General features: G+C 61.3%; 16 protein-coding genes. 11 read left to right on the top strand and 5 right to left on the bottom strand.

Going from position 1 to position 18,055, the window contains the following annotated elements:
* Positions 1 to 1,614 (bottom strand): AMP-binding protein, encoded by a 1,614-nt coding sequence (locus tag FBZ97_RS01850; protein WP_145316220.1) that lies wholly within the window; start codon positions 1,612 to 1,614, stop codon positions 1 to 3.
* Positions 1,615 to 1,910: 296 nt separating this feature from the next.
* Here FBZ97_RS01850 and FBZ97_RS01845 point away from each other — a divergent pair, with 296 nt between their 5' ends.
* Genes FBZ97_RS01845 through FBZ97_RS01810 form a run of 8 tightly spaced genes read left to right on the top strand, consistent with a single transcriptional unit; the run spans position 1,911 to position 11,050 of the window.
* On the top strand, positions 1,911 to 4,229 hold the full coding sequence (locus tag FBZ97_RS01845; RefSeq protein ID WP_145316218.1) for a bifunctional salicylyl-CoA 5-hydroxylase/oxidoreductase: 2,319 nt from the start codon (positions 1,911 to 1,913) through the stop codon (positions 4,227 to 4,229).
* Between the two features lie 7 nt (positions 4,230 to 4,236).
* Positions 4,237 to 5,016: an SDR family NAD(P)-dependent oxidoreductase gene (locus tag FBZ97_RS01840; protein ID WP_145316216.1), complete on the top strand. Its 780-nt coding sequence runs from the start codon at positions 4,237 to 4,239 to the stop codon at positions 5,014 to 5,016.
* Positions 5,017 to 5,019: 3 nt separating this feature from the next.
* Positions 5,020 to 5,871 carry an enoyl-CoA hydratase family protein gene (locus FBZ97_RS01835; protein WP_145316214.1) on the top strand — a complete coding sequence of 284 codons (852 nt, stop codon included), beginning with the start codon at positions 5,020 to 5,022 and terminating at the stop codon, positions 5,869 to 5,871.
* A 4-nt stretch (positions 5,872 to 5,875) separates the two neighbouring features.
* Positions 5,876 to 7,057, top strand: a complete 1,182-nt coding sequence (locus tag FBZ97_RS01830; RefSeq protein ID WP_145316212.1) for an acyl-CoA dehydrogenase family protein — start codon at positions 5,876 to 5,878, stop codon at positions 7,055 to 7,057.
* Between the two features lie 14 nt (positions 7,058 to 7,071).
* Complete coding sequence (locus tag FBZ97_RS01825) at positions 7,072 to 8,253, top strand: acyl-CoA dehydrogenase (protein ID WP_113351660.1); 1,182 nt, start codon at positions 7,072 to 7,074, stop codon at positions 8,251 to 8,253.
* Between the two features lie 7 nt (positions 8,254 to 8,260).
* Positions 8,261 to 8,692 (top strand): thioesterase family protein, encoded by a 432-nt coding sequence (locus FBZ97_RS01820; RefSeq protein WP_145316210.1) that lies wholly within the window; start codon positions 8,261 to 8,263, stop codon positions 8,690 to 8,692.
* A complete protein-coding gene (locus FBZ97_RS01815) occupies positions 8,670 to 9,065 on the top strand; it encodes a RidA family protein (protein ID WP_069611780.1) in 396 nt (131 codons plus the stop codon). The genes FBZ97_RS01820 and FBZ97_RS01815 overlap by 23 nt, the downstream gene beginning before the upstream one ends.
* A 17-nt stretch (positions 9,066 to 9,082) precedes the next feature.
* On the top strand, positions 9,083 to 11,050 hold the full coding sequence (locus FBZ97_RS01810) for a 3-hydroxyacyl-CoA dehydrogenase NAD-binding domain-containing protein (protein WP_145316208.1): 1,968 nt from the start codon (positions 9,083 to 9,085) through the stop codon (positions 11,048 to 11,050).
* Positions 11,051 to 11,070: 20 nt separating this feature from the next.
* On the opposite strand, the gene FBZ97_RS01805 is transcribed toward FBZ97_RS01810, so the two are convergent.
* The 3 genes from FBZ97_RS01805 to FBZ97_RS01795 form a co-directional block, all read right to left on the bottom strand.
* Positions 11,071 to 12,282, bottom strand: a complete 1,212-nt coding sequence (locus tag FBZ97_RS01805) for an adenylate/guanylate cyclase domain-containing protein (protein ID WP_145316206.1) — start codon at positions 12,280 to 12,282, stop codon at positions 11,071 to 11,073.
* A 155-nt stretch (positions 12,283 to 12,437) separates the two neighbouring features.
* Entirely contained in the window at positions 12,438 to 13,340 is a 903-nt protein-coding gene (locus FBZ97_RS01800) for an SDR family oxidoreductase (RefSeq protein ID WP_145316204.1), read from the bottom strand.
* A gap of 88 nt (positions 13,341 to 13,428) precedes the next feature.
* Positions 13,429 to 14,169 carry an SDR family oxidoreductase gene (locus FBZ97_RS01795; RefSeq protein WP_113421184.1) on the bottom strand — a complete coding sequence of 247 codons (741 nt, stop codon included), beginning with the start codon at positions 14,167 to 14,169 and terminating at the stop codon, positions 13,429 to 13,431.
* 122 nt (positions 14,170 to 14,291) lie between these two features.
* Between FBZ97_RS01795 and FBZ97_RS01790 the strand changes: the two genes are divergently transcribed.
* The 3 genes from FBZ97_RS01790 to FBZ97_RS01780 all read left to right on the top strand — a co-directional run bounded on the left by FBZ97_RS01790 (position 14,292) and on the right by FBZ97_RS01780 (position 17,254).
* A complete protein-coding gene (locus tag FBZ97_RS01790; RefSeq protein WP_113421183.1) occupies positions 14,292 to 15,203 on the top strand; it encodes a LysR family transcriptional regulator in 912 nt (303 codons plus the stop codon).
* Positions 15,204 to 15,340: 137 nt separating this feature from the next.
* On the top strand, positions 15,341 to 16,687 hold the full coding sequence (locus tag FBZ97_RS01785) for an LLM class flavin-dependent oxidoreductase (RefSeq protein ID WP_145316202.1): 1,347 nt from the start codon (positions 15,341 to 15,343) through the stop codon (positions 16,685 to 16,687).
* A gap of 24 nt (positions 16,688 to 16,711) precedes the next feature.
* Positions 16,712 to 17,254, top strand: coding sequence for a hypothetical protein (locus FBZ97_RS01780; protein WP_145316200.1), 543 nt, complete (start codon positions 16,712 to 16,714; stop codon positions 17,252 to 17,254).
* A 280-nt stretch (positions 17,255 to 17,534) separates the two neighbouring features.
* Here the strand turns inward: FBZ97_RS01780 and FBZ97_RS01775 are convergent, their stop codons facing one another.
* The gene (locus tag FBZ97_RS01775) at positions 17,535 to 17,963 is read right to left on the bottom strand and encodes an OsmC family protein (protein WP_145316198.1); all 429 of its coding nucleotides are present in this window, start codon (positions 17,961 to 17,963) and stop codon (positions 17,535 to 17,537) included.
* Positions 17,964 to 18,055: the final 92 nt, after the last annotated feature.

The raw sequence follows: 18,055 nt of genomic DNA, 5'->3' as shown, positions 1-18,055 counted from the left end.
TCAGTTGCGCAGGCGGAAACGCTGTATCTTGCCCGATTCCGTCTTCGGCAGAGCTTCGACGAAGATAATGGAACGCGGATATTTGTAGGGCGCGATGACCGCCTTCACATGATCCTGCAGCTTGCGAACCTGCAGATCCGAGGCAACGATGCCGGGTGCCAGCACGACATGCGCCTGCACGATATGGCCCCTTTCTTCGTCGGGCTTACCGACGACGGCACATTCCAGCACATCGGCATGCGAAAGAAGGGCTGCTTCTACTTCCGGTCCGGCAATATTGTAACCGGCCGAAAGAATGATGTCGTCGGAACGGGCGGCAAAATGGAAATAGCCGTCCTCATCCTGAATGAAGCTGTCGCCCGTCAGATTCCAGCCATCTCGCACGTAGTCGGCCTGTCTGTGGTCGGCGAGATAACGGCAGCCGATCGGCCCGCGAACGACGAGCTTGCCGATGACCCCACGCGGAACCTCGTTCATATCGTCATCGACAACGCGGGCCTCATAGCCCGTCAGCGGCTTGCCCGTGCAGTTCGGCTTGGCGTCGGACAGGCGGTTGGAAATGAAGATATGCAGCATCTCGGTCGAGCCGATGCCGTCGAGGATGGGCTTGCCGGTCTTGCGCGTCCATTCCTCGAAAATCGGCCCCGGCAGCGTCTCGCCGGCCGAAACGGCGAGACGAAGTGAAGATAGATCCGCCCCCTCTTCCATCGCTGCCAGCATGGCGCGATAGGCCGTCGGCGCCGTGAAGCTGATGGTCGCGCCGTACTCCTGAATGATCTCGACCATGTTCTTCGGCGAGGCGTTTTCGAGCAGCGCCGTCGATGCGCCGAAGCGCAAGGGGAAGACGACCAGTCCGCCGAGCCCGAAGGTAAAGGCGATCGGCGGCGAGCCGATGAAGACGTCATCCGGCGTCACCTGCAGGACTTCCTTGGCATAGGCGTCGGCAATGATCAGGATATCCCGATGAAAGTGCATGGTGGCCTTCGGCACACCCGTCGAGCCCGAGGTGAAGCCGAGCAGCGCCACATCGTCACGCCCGGTTTTGACCGGCTCGAAGCGAACGGGCTTGTTGAGCGCGATCCGGTCGAGTTCGGCATCATGGTTGGCGGTGCCGTCGAAACCGACCACCTGCTTCAGGAACCGACCGTCCTTGGCGGCTGTGACGAGTTCCTCCAGCAGCCTCGTATCGCAAAGCGCAAAGGAGATCTCCGCCTTGTCGATGATCTTCGAAAGCTCTCCGGCCCGCAGCATCGGCATGGTATTGACGGCGACGGCACCGACCTTCGTCACCGCCAGCCAGCAAGCAATCATGGCTGGGTTGTTGCCGGAGCGGATGAGAACGCGATTGCCCGGCTTGACGCCGAAATCCTCGACAAGCGCGTGGGCGATGCGATTGGTCCAATCCGCCAGTTCCTTGTAGGTGCGACGACGGCCATTACCGATCAGGGCCACGTGATCGGCGAACCCCTTTTCGACCATCCGGTCGCTGAGTTCGAAGCCGGCATTCAACCATTCCGGATAGTCGAAACCCTCCATTCGCAGTTCCGGCCATTCATCGAAAGGCGGCAGATTGTCTCGCGTGAATGTATCGGTATGACCGGTCGGTCCCAGCATTGCCTTGCTCCCACATTCTTATCGATCGATCGCCACGACAGCCGTTTCCCCGCGGCGCATGTGGCATTGCTAAAAAAGATCGCACCGAAGGCTGCAATGTTCAAGTAAGAAATTTTAAGCCTAAACTATTTTTGCCTTCTGGTTGATTCAAAAAAGCTATTTTCGATTTTCCCGCTATTATGAGTGCCTACAGGCTGCATATTGGAGCAGGAAAAGCCTTGACGAATGGTTCCAACAAGATATTTTAAACTTAAATTATTTTGAGGTCGGCTCCAGCCGAACAAGGAGGGAAAGCGATGCGCATCGTCTGTATCGGCGGCGGCCCCGCAGGGCTCTACTTCGCGCTTCTGATGAAGAAGCTCCATCCTGAACATTCAATCCGCGTCGTCGAGCGCAACCGCCCCTATGACACCTTCGGCTGGGGCGTCGTCTTCTCCGACGCAACCATGGTTTCGATGCGGGAATGGGATCCGGAAAGTGCTGCCGAGATTGAGGATGCCTTCAACCATTGGGACGATATCGAGGTCCTGTTCAAGGGCACCCGCCAGCGCACCTCCGGCCACGGCTTTGTCGGCATCGGGCGAAAGAAGCTGCTCAATATTCTGCAGCGCCGCTGCGAAGAGCTCGGAGTCGAGCTGATCTTCGAGACGGAGGTCAATTCCGACCTCGACTATCCCGATGCCGATCTGATCATCGGCTCGGACGGCCTCAATTCCAAGATCCGCAATCATTATCCGGAAGTCTTCCAGCCTGACATGATCACCCGGCCGAACCGCTATATCTGGCTCGGCACCAACAAGCTTTTCGACGCCTTCACCTTCGATTTCCGCCGCACCGATCATGGCTGGTTCCAGGCGCATATCTATAAGTTCGACGACAAGACCTCGACCTTCATCGTCGAGACGACGGAAGAGGCCTATCTTGCCCATGGCCTCGACAAGATGGACCAGGACGGCTCCATCGCCTTCTGCGAAAACCTGTTCGCCGAAGTGCTCGAAGGCGCTTCGCTGATGACCAATGCCCGCCATATCCGCGGCTCGGCCTGGCTGAATTTCAACCGCCTGATCTGCGGCAAGTGGAGCCATTTCAACGGCAATTCCCACGTCGTGTTGATGGGCGATGCCGCCCACACCGCGCATTTCGCCATCGGCTCCGGCACGAAGCTCGCCATCGACGATGCCATCGAGCTAACCCGGCAGTTCCAGATTCATGGGCACGGCAAAGACAAGATACTGGCCGTCCTCGAAACCTACGAGGAAATCCGCCGCGTCGATGTCGCCCGCATTCAGAACGCCGCGCGCAATGCGATGGAATGGTTCGAAGTCGTCGGCCGCCGCTATGCCGATACGCTCGAGCCGCCGCAGTTCATGTATTCGATGCTGACTCGCTCGCAGCGCATCAGCCACGAAAATCTGCGGCTGCGCGACAAGACCTGGCTCGAAGGCTATGAGCGCTGGTTCGCCGAAAAATCCGGCCTCGACGTCGGCAACGATCGGTGCCTGCCGCCGATGTTCACGCCCTACCGACTGCGCGATGTCCAACTTATCAACCGCATCGTCATGTCTCCTATGGCGATGTACTCAGCTGACAATGGCGTGATGAACGATTTCCACATCGTCCATCTCGGCTCTCGCGCGCTTGGAGGCGCAGGGCTGATCTTCGCGGAAATGACCTGCGTGACACCGGACGCCCGCATCACCCCCGGCTGCCTCGGTCTCTGGAATAACGAGCAGGTGGCGCAGTGGAAGCGCCTCGTCGATTTCGTGCACACGAACAGCGCCGCCAAAGTCGGCATCCAGCTCGGCCACGCCGGCCGCAAGGGCGCGACGAAGCTCGCCTGGGAAGGCATCGATCAGCCGCTCCCCGAAGGCGACTGGCCGCTGATCTCGGCATCAGCAATCCCCTACCTTAAGAACAGCCAAGTGCCGAAGGCCATGGATCGCGCCGATATGGAGCGCGTCAAGGCCGACTTCATCCGCTCGACCGAGCTCGCCATTGAGACAGGCGCGGACTGGCTGGAACTGCATTGCGCGCATGGCTATCTGCTCTCGAGCTTCCTGTCGCCGCTGACCAATCTACGCGACGACGAGTATGGCGGCAGCCATGAAAATCGCGCCCGCTATCCGCTAGAAATCTTCCATGCCATGCGCGCCATCTGGCCGGAGAACAAGCCCATCTCCGTTCGCCTCTCCTGCCATGACTGGACCGATGGCGGCAACACGCCGGAAGATGCGGCGATCTTCGCCCGCATGTTCAAGGAAGCCGGTGCCGACCTGATCGACTGCTCTTCGGGCCAAGTGTCGAAGCAGGAAAAGCCCGTCTATGGCCGCCTGTTCCAGACGCCCTTCTCCGACAAGATCCGTAACGAGATCGGCATCCCGACGATCGCCGTCGGCGCGATCTCGGAAGCTGACCACGCCAATTCGATCATCGCCGCCGGCCGCGCCGATCTCTGCGCCATCGCCCGCCCGCATCTGGCCGATCCGGCCTGGGCACTGCATGAAGCTGCCAAGATCGGGCTGACTTCCATTCCCTGGCCGAAGCAATATCTTTCCGGCAAGACGCAGTATGAAACCAACCTTGCCCGTGCGGCCACGGCAGCCCCGGCGAAATGAGGATGAAATGACGATTTCGGGCAAGCTCGCCGGCCATCACGCCCTCGTCACCGGGGCCGGCAGCGGCATCGGTGCCGCGATCGCCAAGGCGCTTGCCGCCGAGGGCGCGCACGTCAGCCTCGCGGGTCGCCGCCGCGAGCCGCTGCAAGCAGTTGCCGCCGAAATCGGCGCCCAGGCATTCGTGGTCGATGGCTTCGATGTCACCAGCCCTGAAGCCGTCTCCCAGGGCCTTGCCAAAACCCGCGAAAAATTTGGCCCAGTCGATATCCTTGTCAACAATGCCGGCGAGGCACCGAGCGCAGCCTTCGAGAAGACGAGCCTCGAGGCCTGGAACCACGTCCTCTCGGTTGACCTGACAGGCGTCTTCGTGGTGACGCAGGCAGCCCTTACCGACCTGAAGGCTTACGGTCCCGGCGCGCGTATCATCAACATCGCCTCGACGGCCGGCTTGAAAGGATATGGGTACGTCTCGGCTTACGTCGCCGCCAAGCACGGCGTGGTCGGCCTGACCCGCTCGCTGGCGCTGGAGCTGGCGAAGACCGGCATCACGGTCAATGCCGTCTGCCCCGGCTTCACCGACACGCCGATCATCCAGCGCTCGATCGAAACCATCGTCGCCAAGACCGGGCGCACCGCCGAACAGGCACTCGGCGAATTCACGAAATCCAATCCGCAGGGACGACTCGTCAAGCCGGAAGAGGTTGCCGATACCGTGCTCTGGCTGGCTTCGCCGGCCGCAGCATCGATCAATGGACAGGCAATCGCGGTTGCCGGTGGGGAGATTTGAGGAATGAGCGATCGGGACATGACGATGAAGGGACACCTGAAGCCCTTCAAGGATTATAAGCCTGAGCACTTCCTCTGGGATGTCAGCGAAGATGGCCGCGTCGCCACCATCCGCCTGAATCGTCCGGAACGTAAGAACCCGCTGACCTTCGATAGCTATGCCGAACTGCGCGATCTGTTCCGCGACCTCGTTTACGCTTCGGATATCCGCGCCATCGTGCTGACAGGCGCGGGTGGCAATTTCTCCTCCGGTGGCGATGTCTTCGAGATCATCGAGCCGCTGACGCGCATGGCGATGCCCGAGCTTCTGGCCTTCACACGTATGACCGGCGATCTCGTCAAAGCGATGCGCAAATGCCCGCAGCCGATCATCTCGGCAGTCGACGGCATCTGCGCCGGCGCCGGCGCCATCCTTGCCATGGCCTCTGATCTGAGGCTCGCGACGCCGGAAGCCAAGACTGCCTTCCTCTTCACCCGCGTCGGCCTTGCCGGTGCCGATATGGGCGCTTGCGGCATCCTACCCCGCATCATCGGCCAGGGCCGCGCCGCCGAGCTTCTCTTCACCGGCCGCTCGATGACATCTGCGGAAGGACAAGTCTGGGGCTTCTATAACAGCCTGCACGCTAGCGCCGAGCTCGAAAACGAAGCGCTCAAACTCGCCCGCTCGCTGGCCGACGGCCCATGGTTTGCGCACGGCATGACCAAGACCATGCTGAACCAGGAATGGGCGATGGGCATCGACGAAATGATCGAATCCGAAGCGCAGGCGCAGGCGATCTGCATGGCGACGCAAGATTTCCGCCGCGCTTTCGAAGCCTTCGCGGCAAAACGCCGGCCGGAATTCCAGGGGGATTGAGCTGATGTCCACGGCAAGCAGCCTCCCCGGCCCGACCCGCGATCATCTGGATTGGCCGTTCTTCGAGGAGCGCCATCACCGTTTTGCCGCCGAGGTCGACGCCTTCGCGAGGTCGGGCATCATGGCTTCCATCGATCACGCCGATGTCGACGACGCATGCCGCACGCTGGTCAAGGCGCTGGGCGAAGCCGGGCTTCTAGCTGCCGCGACAGGCGCGTCCGATAGCGAACCGCTGATCGATTCCCGCATGGTCTGCCTCGCCCGCGAAACGCTCGCCTGGCATGACGGCCTTGCCGATTTCGCCTTTGCCATGCAGGGGCTCGGCACCGGCGCCATCGGCCTTTCCGGTTCGCCTGAATTGCGTTCAGCCGTCTTGCCCAAGGTGCGCTCCGGCGAATGGCTCGCCGCCTTTGCGCTGTCGGAAAAGGACGCCGGCTCCGATGTAGCCGCGATGAGCTGCGCTGCCCGCCCCGATGGCGATCACTATGTCCTCGACGGCGAGAAGACCTGGATTTCCAATGGAGGCATTGCCGACGTTTACACCGTCTTCGCGCGCACCGGCGAAGCGCCGGGAACCCGCGGCATCTCGGCCTTCGTCGTCTTTGCCGACGATCCCGGCTTCTCGATTGCCGAACGCATCGAAGTGATCGCGCCGCATCCACTGGCGACGATCCGCTTCTACAATTGCCGCATTCCCGCGTCCCGCCTTCTCGGCGCACCGGGCGAAGGTTTCAAGATCGCCATGCGCACGCTCGATATCTTCCGCGCCTCGGTCGCCGCTGCCGGCCTCGGTTTTGCCCGCCGCGCGCTCGATGAATCGCTTGCCCATGCGCGGTCACGTCCGATGTTCGGCGCGGCGTTGGCCGACCTTCAGTTGACGCAGGCCGCCCTCGGCGATATGGCCACCGGCATCGACGCGGCGGCACTGCTTACCTACCGGGCGGCCTGGCGCCGCGACGTGCAGCGCTTGCCGACGACGCGCGAAGCCGCCATGGCCAAGATGACGGCGACGGAAACCGCGCAAAATGTCATCGACCGCGCCGTCCAGCTTTTTGGCGGGCGCGGCGTGAAATCGGGCGAGATAACGGAAAAACTCTATCGGGAGATCCGCGCGCTTCGCATCTATGAAGGTGCAACAGAAGTTCAGAAACTCATCGTCGCGCGCGAACTTTTGAAGACCAATTAATGGGAGATACCAGCATGAGCCGCGAGATTTTCGACTGGGCCGACCCGTTCCGGCTGACGGAGCAGCTGAGCGACGACGAACGCATGGTGCTGGATACCGCGCATTCCTACGCGCAGGAAAAGCTCGCGCCCCGCGTCCTCGAAGCCTTCCGCCATGAAAAGACCGATCCGGCGATTTTCCGCGAAATGGGCGAGCTCGGCCTGCTTGGCCCGACGATTTCTCCCGAATATGGCGGCGCCGGCCTCAGCTATGTCGCCTACGGCCTGATTGCTCGCGAGGTCGAGCGCGTCGACAGCGGCTACCGCTCGATGATGAGCGTGCAGTCCTCGCTCGTCATGGTGCCGATCGAGACCTTTGGTTCGGAAGCGCAGAAGCAGAAATACCTGCCGAAGCTGGCGACCGGCGAATGGATCGGCTGCTTCGGCCTCACCGAGCCGAACCATGGCTCCGATCCGGGCTCGATGGTCACACGCGCAAAGAAGGTCGATGGCGGCTATAGCCTGACCGGCGCCAAGACCTGGATTTCGAACGCGCCGATCGCCGATGTCTTCGTCGTCTGGGCGAAGACCGAGGATGGTCTTATCCGCGGCTTCATCCTTGAAAAGGGCTGGAAGGGCCTGTCCGCACCCGCCATCCACGGCAAGGTGGGCCTGCGCGCCTCCATAACGGGTGAAGTCGTGATGGATAATGTGTTCGTGCCCGAGGAAAACCTGATGCCGAATGTATCCGGCCTCAAGGGTCCCTTCACCTGCCTCAACTCGGCACGCTTCGGCATCGCTTGGGGTGCGCTCGGCGCCGCCGAGGATTGCTATGCCAGGGCACGCCAATATGTGCTCGACCGCAAACAGTTCGGCCGTCCCCTCGCCGCCAACCAGCTGATACAGAAGAAGCTTGCCGACATGGTGACGGAAATCACGCTCGGCCTGCAGGGCTGCCTGCGTCTCGGCCGCATGAAGGAAGAAGGCCATCCGCCGGTGGAACTCACCTCCATCCTCAAGCGCAACAGCTGTGGCAAGGCGCTGGATATCGCCCGCGCCGCCCGCGACATGCTGGGAGGTAACGGCATCTCGGACGAATTCGGCATCGCGCGCCACCTCGTTAACCTCGAAGTGGTCAACACCTATGAGGGTACGCACGACATCCACGCCCTCATTCTCGGTCGCGCCATCACCGGCATCGCCGCCTTTTCGAACTGAGGCAGCCGTGGCGTTCAGAACCACCAGACCCCTGCGCTTCGGAGATTGCGATCCCTCTGGGATCGCCTATTTCCCATCCTATCTGAACATCCTCGTCGGGGTGTTGGAGGATTATTTCGCCTCGATCGGCTTCTCCTGGCGAAAACTGATCGACGACCGCCGCATCGGTGTCCCCACCGTGCGGCTCGATCTGACCTTCATCAAGCCGGGCCTGCAGGGTGACGATCTCGAATTCGTCCTTGCAGTCCATGGCGTCGGCCGTTCCTCGCTCGATCTCGAACATCAGGTTTCGGCGAATGGCCATGTGCTGTGGACGGCCAAGCACCGCGTCGTCGCCACTTCGCTCGATACGCATAAATCCCTTGAATGGCCGGAGGATATCCGCGCCGTACTGACCTCTCATCTGGAGACGACCGATGCACACCATCCTGCAACCTGAGGGCTGGGCCAAGCCGATCGGCTATGCCAATGGCATGGCGGCCACGGGCCGCATGGTGTTCGTCGGCGGTCAAGTCGGCTGGAATGCCGCCTGCGAATTCGAAAGCGACGATTTCGTCGAGCAGGTGCGCCAAACGCTGAAGAATGTCGTTGCAATTCTTGCAGAAGGCGGCGCCGAGCCGAAGCACATCACCTCGATGACCTGGTATTTCACCGACAAGCAGGAATATCTCGGCAATCTGAAGGGGATCGGACAGGCCTATCGCGAGATCATCGGCCGGCACTTCCCGGCCATGGCCGCCGTGCAGGTTGTCGCCCTCGTCGAAGATCGTGCCAAGATCGAGATCCAGGCAACGGCAGTCATTCCGGAATAATATAGGCGGTCAAGATCATGTCGGCATTGCGCTTTTCGGACACCATCTCAGCGGCGCTGACCGACGGGATTCTCGTCGTCACCATCAACAATGCGCCCGTCAACGCGCTCTCTGCCGATGTCCGGGTCGGCCTGATGGCTGCATTCGACCATGCGGAGAAGGATGGCAATATTGCCGGCATCGTGCTCACCGGTGCAGGCAACAGCTTCATCGGCGGCGCCGATATCAAGGAATTCGGCAAGCCGCCGGTCGAGCCGCATCTACCTGATGTCATCGCCCGCATCGAAGCCTTTGCCAAACCCGTTGTCGCCGCGATCAATGGCGTGGCCCTCGGCGGCGGGCTGGAAGTGGCGCTCGCCTGCCATCACCGCCTTGCCGCGCCGACCGCGAAGCTCGGCCTGCCGGAAGTCAAGCTCGGCATCATACCCGGCGCCGGCGGCACGCAGCGCCTGCCGCGCCTCACCGGCATCGCTGCCGCCATCGACATGATCGCCAATGCACGCATTATATCGGCTGCCGAAGCGCTCAAGCTCGGTATCGTCGACGGCGTGGCCAACGGTGAACTGATCGCCGAAGCTGTCGCCGACGCCAAGGCGGCCAACGTCGCATCGTTACGCCGCACGGGATCGCTGACCGTTCCCCCGGAAGCTGCAGATGTGATCGATAAGGCGGCATCGGACGCATTGCGCAAGGCGCGCGGCCAGCGTGCACCGGCCGAAGCCGTCCGTCTCGTGCGCCTGGCGGCGACCGCCCCTTTATCGGAAGGGCTTGCCGAGGAACGCCGCACCTTTATTACTCTCCGCGAGAGCGAAGAGGCGGCAGCATTGCGCCATGTCTTCTTCGCGGAGCGTGCCACTGGCAAGGTCGAGGGACTGGAGGGCGTCGCTGCTCGCAAGATCGAAACCATCGGCATCGTCGGCACAGGCCTGATGGGTTCGGGCATCGCGGTCTCCGCTCTCAACGGCGGCTACCGCGTCATCGGCGTCGAGCAAAATACCGAAGCGGCTGACAAAGGGCGCGAGCGCATCGCCGGCCTACTCGACAAGGCCGTGCAATCCGGTCGCCTCGATACAGCTGGCCGCGAAGATCGCCTCAGCCGGCTGACCGTGACGGCGGACATGCAGCAGCTGGCGCAGGCCGATATCGTCATCGAAGCTATTTTCGACGATCTCGCCGTCAAGACCGAGCTCTTCCAACGCCTTGATGGCATCGTCCGCGCCGATGCAATCCTTGCGACCAATACCAGCTATCTCGATCCCGATGTGATCGCTTCGGCCACTAAGCTGCCCGAGCGCGTCGTGGGACTGCACTTCTTCTCGCCCGCCCATATCATGCGGCTCCTCGAAGTCGTGCACTGCAAGCAGACGGCGCCTGACGTGCTGGCGACAGCCCTTGCCCTGGCAAAGCGGCTCGGCAAACTGCCTGTCGTATCGGGCGTCACCGAAGGCTTCATCGGTAACCGTATCTTTTCCGCCTATCGCCGCGAAGCGGAATACATGGTCGAGGATGGCGCGTCGCCGCAGGAGATCGACGCGGCACTGGAAGCCTACGGCTTTCCGATGGGGCCGTTCGCGGTCTTCGACATGGCGGGTCTGGAAATCGCCTGGGCGCGCCGCAAGCGGCAGGCCGCAACACGCGATCCGGCGGAACGCTACGTCGTCATCGCCGACCGGCTCTGCGAAGCCGGCCGTTTCGGCCAGAAGACCGGCCGCGGCTGGTATGCCTATCCCGACGGCAAACGGACTGTTGATCCTGAGGTAGCGGTCATGATCGAAGCCGCTCGCGCCGAAAAAGGCATTGTACCTAGGAGCTTCACCGCTGAAGAGATCGTCGGGCGCCTGCTGAAAGCCATGGCCACCGAAGGCGAGGTGTTGCTTGCGGAAGGCATCGCCGCCCGCGCCAGCGATATCGATCTCGTGATGATCAACGGCTATGGCTTCCCTGCAAGCAAGGGCGGCCCGATGTTTGCGGCCGGCCGCCGCTGAAAGCAGTCACGGCAGAGGGATCAAGCCGCCGAAGAGAGCAGCGTGAACAATTCCTGCGGCCGCTTGACGCCGCGCAGTGCATAACGGCCGACGGAAACGAGATCGTTGCTTTGCTGGCCTGCCAGCGCCTCGACGAAATTCGACGACATCAGGATGTTACGGTCAGCCGATCGGCACATCGAAGCGATACGGCTGACTTCGTTGACGGCCGGCCCGATGACCGTGAAGTCCAGCCGGTCCATGCTGCCGATATTGCCATAGAACACGTCCCCTATATGCAAGCCGAGATAGACGTCCGTGACCGGACGGCCTTCGATCTGCCGCTGCGAATTGAGATCGCGCAGCCGCTGGCGCAGCAGCGATTCCGCCATCAGCGCGGCGGTGCAGGCGTCAGCGGAATTGCGAGCCTTGAAGATCGCCAGCGTGCCGTCGCCGATCAGCTTCAGCACGTTGCCGCCCGCCTCATGGATCGAGGAGATAACCGCATCGGCATAGGCATTCAGCATCGGGATGATTTCATCCGGCTCGGCCGTATCGGAGATGCGCGTGTAGTTGGCGAGATCGGAAAACCACAGTGCCGCCGAAATCCGCTCCGTCTTGCCTCGGGTGATCTTGCCTTCAAGCACATGCCGGGCGGCGTCTTCGCCGAGATAGACTTCGGCAATGGTACGGGCGATGCGGCTCATGCCGGTGCATTTGATGGCGAGAGCAAGCGCCGGTGTCAGCTTGCGTAGCACGCGCAAATCCTCTTCCGGGAATCCCATTTCGGCGGCGGTGGCGAAGTTGGAATAGAAGCAATCCATCTCGCCGATCGTGCCGCCCTCTTCAAAACGGTGGATCATGGCAATGTAATCGGTGTGACCATCGGCCAGCAGCGTGTCGAGCCCGTAGAAATCGACCGGATCACCGAAGCCGATACGTCGGCGCACCTCGTCTCCGCCCGTCGTCAGCATATGATAGAAGGCGGAACGCTGCCAATTCTCGGAGGCGATCCCCTGTTGCGTCGGGCCATATTCGAACTCGCGCTCGATGATCTGATTGCCGTCCCAGCGGAACGCGCGACCCTCATAGACCGGATGCAGCGTATCCATCAGCGCCATGGCCCGATCGATGTTGAGACCATGCTGACGGCACTGCTCGCAGAAACCCGAGAGGATATCGACTTCCGTCATTCCCTTGAGACCGGCTTGCATGAGCCAGCTGGCAATTTCGCCAATGTCCTTCGCGTCCATGGATATCTCCCGACCCTCTGAAGGATTCGCTTTAGTACGAAACTCTAAGGCTTGGAATGCTGTACAACGCAAAATAGCCCCGATGCACGCAACAGATCGCCGCTTCTGTGGCACAGAAGCGGCGATTTGACACGTTCCAAGGATGATTGCGGGCCTTAGGCCTTTGCATGCGGCTTCAGCAGGTCTTCCAGACCGATGCGCCGGAAAAGCTCCGCGCGAACCCGATCGGCAACACCATTGACGATCTCAGCACCATCCTCTGAAGGATCTATATGGGTACGGAACGGCCGCGTTCCAAACGGCATGTCGACAATATCAACGATTGCCGTCGCCACCGAAGCCGCATCGGCATCCGCCGGTTCCAGCGAGGCTAGACCCTTCAGCGCCTGATCGGGAACGCCAGCATAAGGACCATTGTCATATTCCGCAGCGCGAGCCTTGTCTGCCGGCGAACCGGAATGGGCAAAATGGTTGGTGCCCTTCGTAAAAGCGCCTGGCACGATGATGGCGGTCTCGATGCCCCAGCGTGTCAGCTCCGACGCGTAGGAAACCGCAAGCGAATCCATCGCCGCCTTGGCTGCGAAGTAGGGTGAGAGATAGGGCGGCGTGCCGCCGCGCGTGCTGGACGAGGAGACCCAAACGACCAGCCCCTTTCCTTGCCTGCGCATATGAGGCAGCACGGCGCGATTGACCCGCTGAGTGCTGAGTACGTTGATGTCATAGAGCTCGGCGAACTGTTCAGGCGTGAAGGCTTCCGCCGGGCCGAAGGACATATGGCCGGCATTGTGCATGATGGTGTCGATGTGGCCCTGCTCGGCGATAACAGCGGCGATGCCGACTTCCACTGAAGCATCCGAGGCGACATCCAGTTCGACAGTCCTGAGATCGACGCCGTTCTCCGCAGCGAATGCCGCAGCTGCTTCGACCTGCGGCGCATTGCGCCCCTTGGTTTCGCGGATGCCTGCATAGACAGTGTGGCCTGCCTTAGCGAGCGCGCGTGCTGTCAGAGCCCCGAAGCCGCTCGATGCGCCAGTGATTACGATGACCTGCTTGCTCATGGTCCTGTTCCTTTGCTGAATTGGCTGTAGCTGACGATTGATTGAGAGAGGGAGGCCGGCGGCAGGCATTGCCTGCCGCCTGATTGGCTCAGATCATGCCGCCATTGGCGCGCAGCGTCTGACCGTTGATCCAGCCGCCATCCGGGCCGACGAGGAAGGAAACAGCGGCGGCGATATCCTGCGGCGTGCCGAGGCGCTCCAGCGGGTTCATCTTGGCCATGCGGTCGATGAGCTCGTCGCTCTTTCCGTTCAAAAAGAGATCCGTCGCCGTCGGACCGGGCGCGACCGCATTGACCGTGATCGAGCGCCCACGCAGTTCCTTCGCCATGATGCCGGTCAAAAGCTCGACGCCGGCCTTGGTTGCTGCGTAGACGCCGTAGGTTTCGAGCTTGAGGCCGACGATGCTGGTCGAGAAATTGACGATGCGGCCGCCGTCACGCAGGCGCTTGCCGGCTTCGCGCAACGTATTGAACGTGCCCTTGAGGTTGATAGCGATATGACGGTCGAAATGGGCGTCGTCCGCGTCGGCGATCTTCGCAAGCTGCATGATGCCGGCATTGTTGACGAGGACATCGACACCACCGAAGGCGGCTTCGGCTGCGTCGAACATGCGGCGCACGGCTTCGACATCGGAGACATCGGCTTTCGCGGTCAGCGCCTTGCCACCCTTTTCCTCGATCTTGCGGGCGAGTTCCTCGGCTGCCGCCTCGCTGCCGGAATAGTTGATGACGACAGTGAAGCCATCCTCGGCCAGACGCTCGGCGATCGCGGCGCCGATACCGCGCGATGCGCCTGTTACGATCGCTACCTTATTGGAATTGCTGCTCATTTTCCTCATCCTTCGTTGCTTTGCGCCGCAGCGCGTTTCGATGAGGAGAAGATGCCCCTTTTCAGACTACGGATAATCGGCCATTAATCGGCATCACTATCCGAATTTAGCGAACAAATAATATGGACAGATTCGATGCCATGCGGGTGTTTTGCCGGGTCGTGGAACGGCGCAGCTTCACGCTGGCCGCCGAAGACACAGGTCTGCCCCGCTCGACGGTGACGGATGCGATCAAACAGGTCGAGGCGCGTCTCGGCGTGCGCCTGCTGCAGCGCACGACGCGGCATGTCAGCCCGACACTCGATGGCGAGGCCTATTACCAGCGCTGCCTGCGCATCCTCTCCGATATCGAGGATGCCGAAGGCGCTTTTGCCGGGGTGAAGCCGAAGGGCGTCCTGCGCGTCGACGTACATGGAACGCTCGCGCGGCACTTCGTACTGCCGAACCTGCCCTCTTTTCTCGAAACCTACCCCGATATCGAATTGCAGATCACCGAAGGCGACCGGTTCGTCGATCTCATTCGCGAGGGGATAGACTGCGTGCTGCGCGTTGGCACGCTGCAGGATAGCGATATGATCGGCCGCCGCGTCGCCATGCTGGAAGAAGTGACGCTTGCGGCACCTGCCTATGTTGAGCGCTTCGGCATGCCCGCCCATCCGGAGAAGCTCGACGGCCACCGCATGGTCGGCTTCCGCTCCTCCGCAACCGGCGGATTGCTGCCGCTGGAATTCCAGATCGACGGCGCCGTGCGCGAAATCACCCTGCCGGCCACCATCTCCGTCAACGCTGCCGAGAGCTATTTCGCCGCGGCAAAGCTCGGCCTCGGCCTGATCCAGGTTCCGCGCTATCACGCCGAGGAAGCCCTACGATCAGGTCAACTGCTGCATGTGCTGAAGGATTATCCACCGACAAGGACGCCCGTCTCGATGCTCTATCCACGCAGCCGCCAGCTTTCGCCGCGAGTTCGCGTCTTCATAGATTGGCTGGTCAAGGTTTTTGCCGGACAGAACAACCCCGAAGTCGCGGCCGGATGAATATTCCGCGAAAGCGATCAAATAAATGAAATCGGCTCTTTGAATGCGCGGCCAGCACGCCTACGTCGTAGTGCATTACCCTACGGGCAATGCCGTCGCCACTTCATGACGGCCTGGCGATTTTCGAGAGAGAGCCGATGACCGAACAGAAGCAATTGAAGCTCGGGGCATTCATGCGCCCCGTCAGCCTGCATACCGGTGCCTGGCGTTATCCCGGCGCCTATCCGGACGCCAACTTCAACTTCCAGCACATCAAGAGCTTCGCGCAGGAACTGGAGAAAGCGAAATTCGACGCCTTCTTCATGGCTGATCACCTCGCGGTCCTCAACATGCCGATCGAGGCTTTGAAGCGCAGCCAGACGGTTACCTCGTTCGAGCCCTTCACCCTGCTTTCGGCGCTGGCCGCCGTCACCGACAGGATCGGCCTCGTTGCGACTGCGTCAACCACCTTCGACCTGCCCTATCACATCGCCCGCCGCTTCGCCTCGCTCGATCACATCAGCGGCGGCCGCGCCGGCTGGAATATCGTCACCACGTCCAATCCCGATGCCGCCCTTAATTTCGGCCTCGAAGAGCATATGGAACATGGCGAGCGCTACCATCGCGCCCGCGAATTCTACGACGTCGTCACCGGCCTCTGGGACAGCTTCGCCGATGACGCCTTCATCCGCGATCCCGAAAGCGGCATCTTCTTCGATCCCGAGCGGATGCATGTCCTCGGGCACAAGGGCGAGGAACTGAGCGTTCGTGGTCCGCTCAACATCGCCCGCCCGCCGCAGGGCTGGCCCGTCATCGTCCAGGCCGGGCAATCGGATGCCGGCCGCCAGCTTGCCGCCGAAACGGCTGAGGCCGTCTTCGCAGCACCCCGAAACCTTGTCGACGGCAAGTCGATCTTCGCCGATATCAAGGGCCGGATGAAGGCGATCGGCCGCAATCCGGATCATCTGAAGATCCTGCCCGCCGCCTTCATCGTCGTCGGCGACACGATCGAGGAGGCAAAGGCCAAGCGAGCAAAGCTCGACAGCCTCGTCCATTACGACAGCGCCATCGCATCCCTATCGATCGCGCTCGGGCATGACGCTTCCAAGTTTGATCCCGATGGCCCGTTGCCGGAGATTCCGGAAACCAATGCCAGCAAGAGCGGCCGAGAGCGCGTTATTGCGCTTGCCGAAGCCGAAAAGCTCACGGTGCGCCAGCTTGCCCAGCGCCTCGGCGGCTATGCCGGCCTTGCCTTCGTCGGCACGCCTGAGAGCATCGCCGATGAGATGGAGCAATGGCTGTACGAGGAAGGCTCGGACGGTTTCAACGTCGTCTTCCCCTTCCTGCCGCAAGGCCTGCTTGACGTGACCACGCGCGTCGTTCCAGAGCTGCAGCGCCGCGGCATCTTCCGCCGCGACTACGAAGGCACGACATTGCGCGAACACCTCGGCCTGCCGCGCCCGGAAAACCGCTTCTTCAAAGTTGCTGCCGAAGCCGCGCAGTAAGAGAGCCCATCACAAGAGAATAACATGAGTCATATCACGCCGATCGATTACGAGACCGCTTCCGAGGCCGTGCGCGCCGAGCATGATCGCGAAATGCAGCTGCGCGGCCGCATGACGAACATGAAGCGGACATTGCTGCACTCGCCGGTGGCGCATCGCATCTATGCGGAATGGTTTCCTTTGCGCGAGGAATTGCGCCCGGCGCTGGACGATCGTGCCGTCTGGCTGCTCTGCCATGCCATAGCGCTCGAATGCCGCTCGATCATCCCCGTCGGCTTCTTCCGGCGCGCGCTGATCAATGCCGGCCTGACGCCGGAAACGGTCGTACCGAGCGAAGACGAGGCGCTGCTGATCGAATTCGGCAAGGCGATCGTCAAGGATTCCAACGCCATTCCCGAAGAGATTTGGGCGCGGTTGAAAGCGCGCTATGACGAGCCGACGCTCGCCAACCTCGTCGCCTTCGCCGGCATCATGATCGCGACGGCGATCTACAATAATGCGGTAAAGGTAGATATCGATCCGGAGCTTGGGCCTTATCTTGAAGGGTTTGAGTTTCCGGCGGAATGAGGGGCAACGGCGGACACCGAACCCTCTCGCCCTTGGCGGGCGAGAAAGCAATTTCATTGGTTTAGGAATTGCGACACGGAAGGTCACACATATTCAGTATGATAGCGCAATTTCTAAGCCATTGAAATCGCAAGAGCGGGGGTCCGTTACTTGTTGCTATTGCACTAGGAAAGCCGGTACGCACCTGCCTACCCCCTCCCTTGCAAAATCTAGCACTTAGCCTTGCGGCTAAATGCTGATTTTGCTTTCCCGCCCGCCAGGGGCGGGATAGAGCTAAAACTCACCCCGAAATCGTTGTCGAAAACTGCGGATTGCCGCGGATCGTGTTGCTCACCGTACAAATCTCATCTTCGGCGGCATGCGCGATCGCGTTGCGGATTTCATCGCTGAAATCACCCTTGATGGTGAAGGCGATATTGAACTTCTCCACGCGAGAGAGGCCTTCGGTCGCCTTCTCACCCGTGACGACGGCGGTGACTTCGGTGAGCTTGTCGAGCACGCCGAGGCTGCTTGCCGCCATGCGGGCGCTCAAGACCAGGCAGGCCGAGAGCGACGAGTAAAGCAGATCGAGCGGATTGAAACCGGGCTGCGACGGCGAGGTGACGATGTCGATTTCGCCGCCCGTCACCGAGGTCACATGCGGAAAGCCGGTGCGGCCGACCGTAGCGGTTGCGCCCGTCTGCCTCGTCTTCACTTTCAATTCGGCCATATCGAAAATCCTTGAAATAAAAGCGTGAAACCCTTTCCTTCTAAATAGGGATTCGTCGCGCAAGACACAATTGCGGTTCCTGCCTCTTGCGT

Origin of the sequence: Rhizobium sp. ERR 942, from assembly GCF_007828395.1 — a bacterium.
Taxonomy (GTDB): domain Bacteria; phylum Pseudomonadota; class Alphaproteobacteria; order Rhizobiales; family Rhizobiaceae; genus Rhizobium; species Rhizobium dioscoreae.
This window is presented reverse-complemented; position numbering and strand designations above follow the sequence as displayed.

Coding starts and splice junctions, on each gene's coding strand:
- FBZ97_RS01850 (WP_145316220.1), bottom strand. CDS start 1,614: ATGCTGGGACCGACCGGTCATACCGATACATTCACGCGAGACAATCTG.
- FBZ97_RS01845 (WP_145316218.1), top strand. CDS start 1,911: ATGCGCATCGTCTGTATCGGCGGCGGCCCCGCAGGGCTCTACTTCGCG.
- FBZ97_RS01840 (WP_145316216.1), top strand. CDS start 4,237: ATGACGATTTCGGGCAAGCTCGCCGGCCATCACGCCCTCGTCACCGGG.
- FBZ97_RS01835 (WP_145316214.1), top strand. CDS start 5,020: ATGAGCGATCGGGACATGACGATGAAGGGACACCTGAAGCCCTTCAAG.
- FBZ97_RS01830 (WP_145316212.1), top strand. CDS start 5,876: ATGTCCACGGCAAGCAGCCTCCCCGGCCCGACCCGCGATCATCTGGAT.
- FBZ97_RS01825 (WP_113351660.1), top strand. CDS start 7,072: ATGAGCCGCGAGATTTTCGACTGGGCCGACCCGTTCCGGCTGACGGAG.
- FBZ97_RS01815 (WP_069611780.1), top strand. CDS start 8,670: ATGCACACCATCCTGCAACCTGAGGGCTGGGCCAAGCCGATCGGCTAT.
- FBZ97_RS01810 (WP_145316208.1), top strand. CDS start 9,083: ATGTCGGCATTGCGCTTTTCGGACACCATCTCAGCGGCGCTGACCGAC.
- FBZ97_RS01805 (WP_145316206.1), bottom strand. CDS start 12,282: ATGGACGCGAAGGACATTGGCGAAATTGCCAGCTGGCTCATGCAAGCC.
- FBZ97_RS01800 (WP_145316204.1), bottom strand. CDS start 13,340: ATGAGCAAGCAGGTCATCGTAATCACTGGCGCATCGAGCGGCTTCGGG.
- FBZ97_RS01795 (WP_113421184.1), bottom strand. CDS start 14,169: ATGAGCAGCAATTCCAATAAGGTAGCGATCGTAACAGGCGCATCGCGC.
- FBZ97_RS01790 (WP_113421183.1), top strand. CDS start 14,292: ATGGACAGATTCGATGCCATGCGGGTGTTTTGCCGGGTCGTGGAACGG.
- FBZ97_RS01785 (WP_145316202.1), top strand. CDS start 15,341: ATGACCGAACAGAAGCAATTGAAGCTCGGGGCATTCATGCGCCCCGTC.
- FBZ97_RS01780 (WP_145316200.1), top strand. CDS start 16,712: ATGAGTCATATCACGCCGATCGATTACGAGACCGCTTCCGAGGCCGTG.
- FBZ97_RS01775 (WP_145316198.1), bottom strand. CDS start 17,963: ATGGCCGAATTGAAAGTGAAGACGAGGCAGACGGGCGCAACCGCTACG.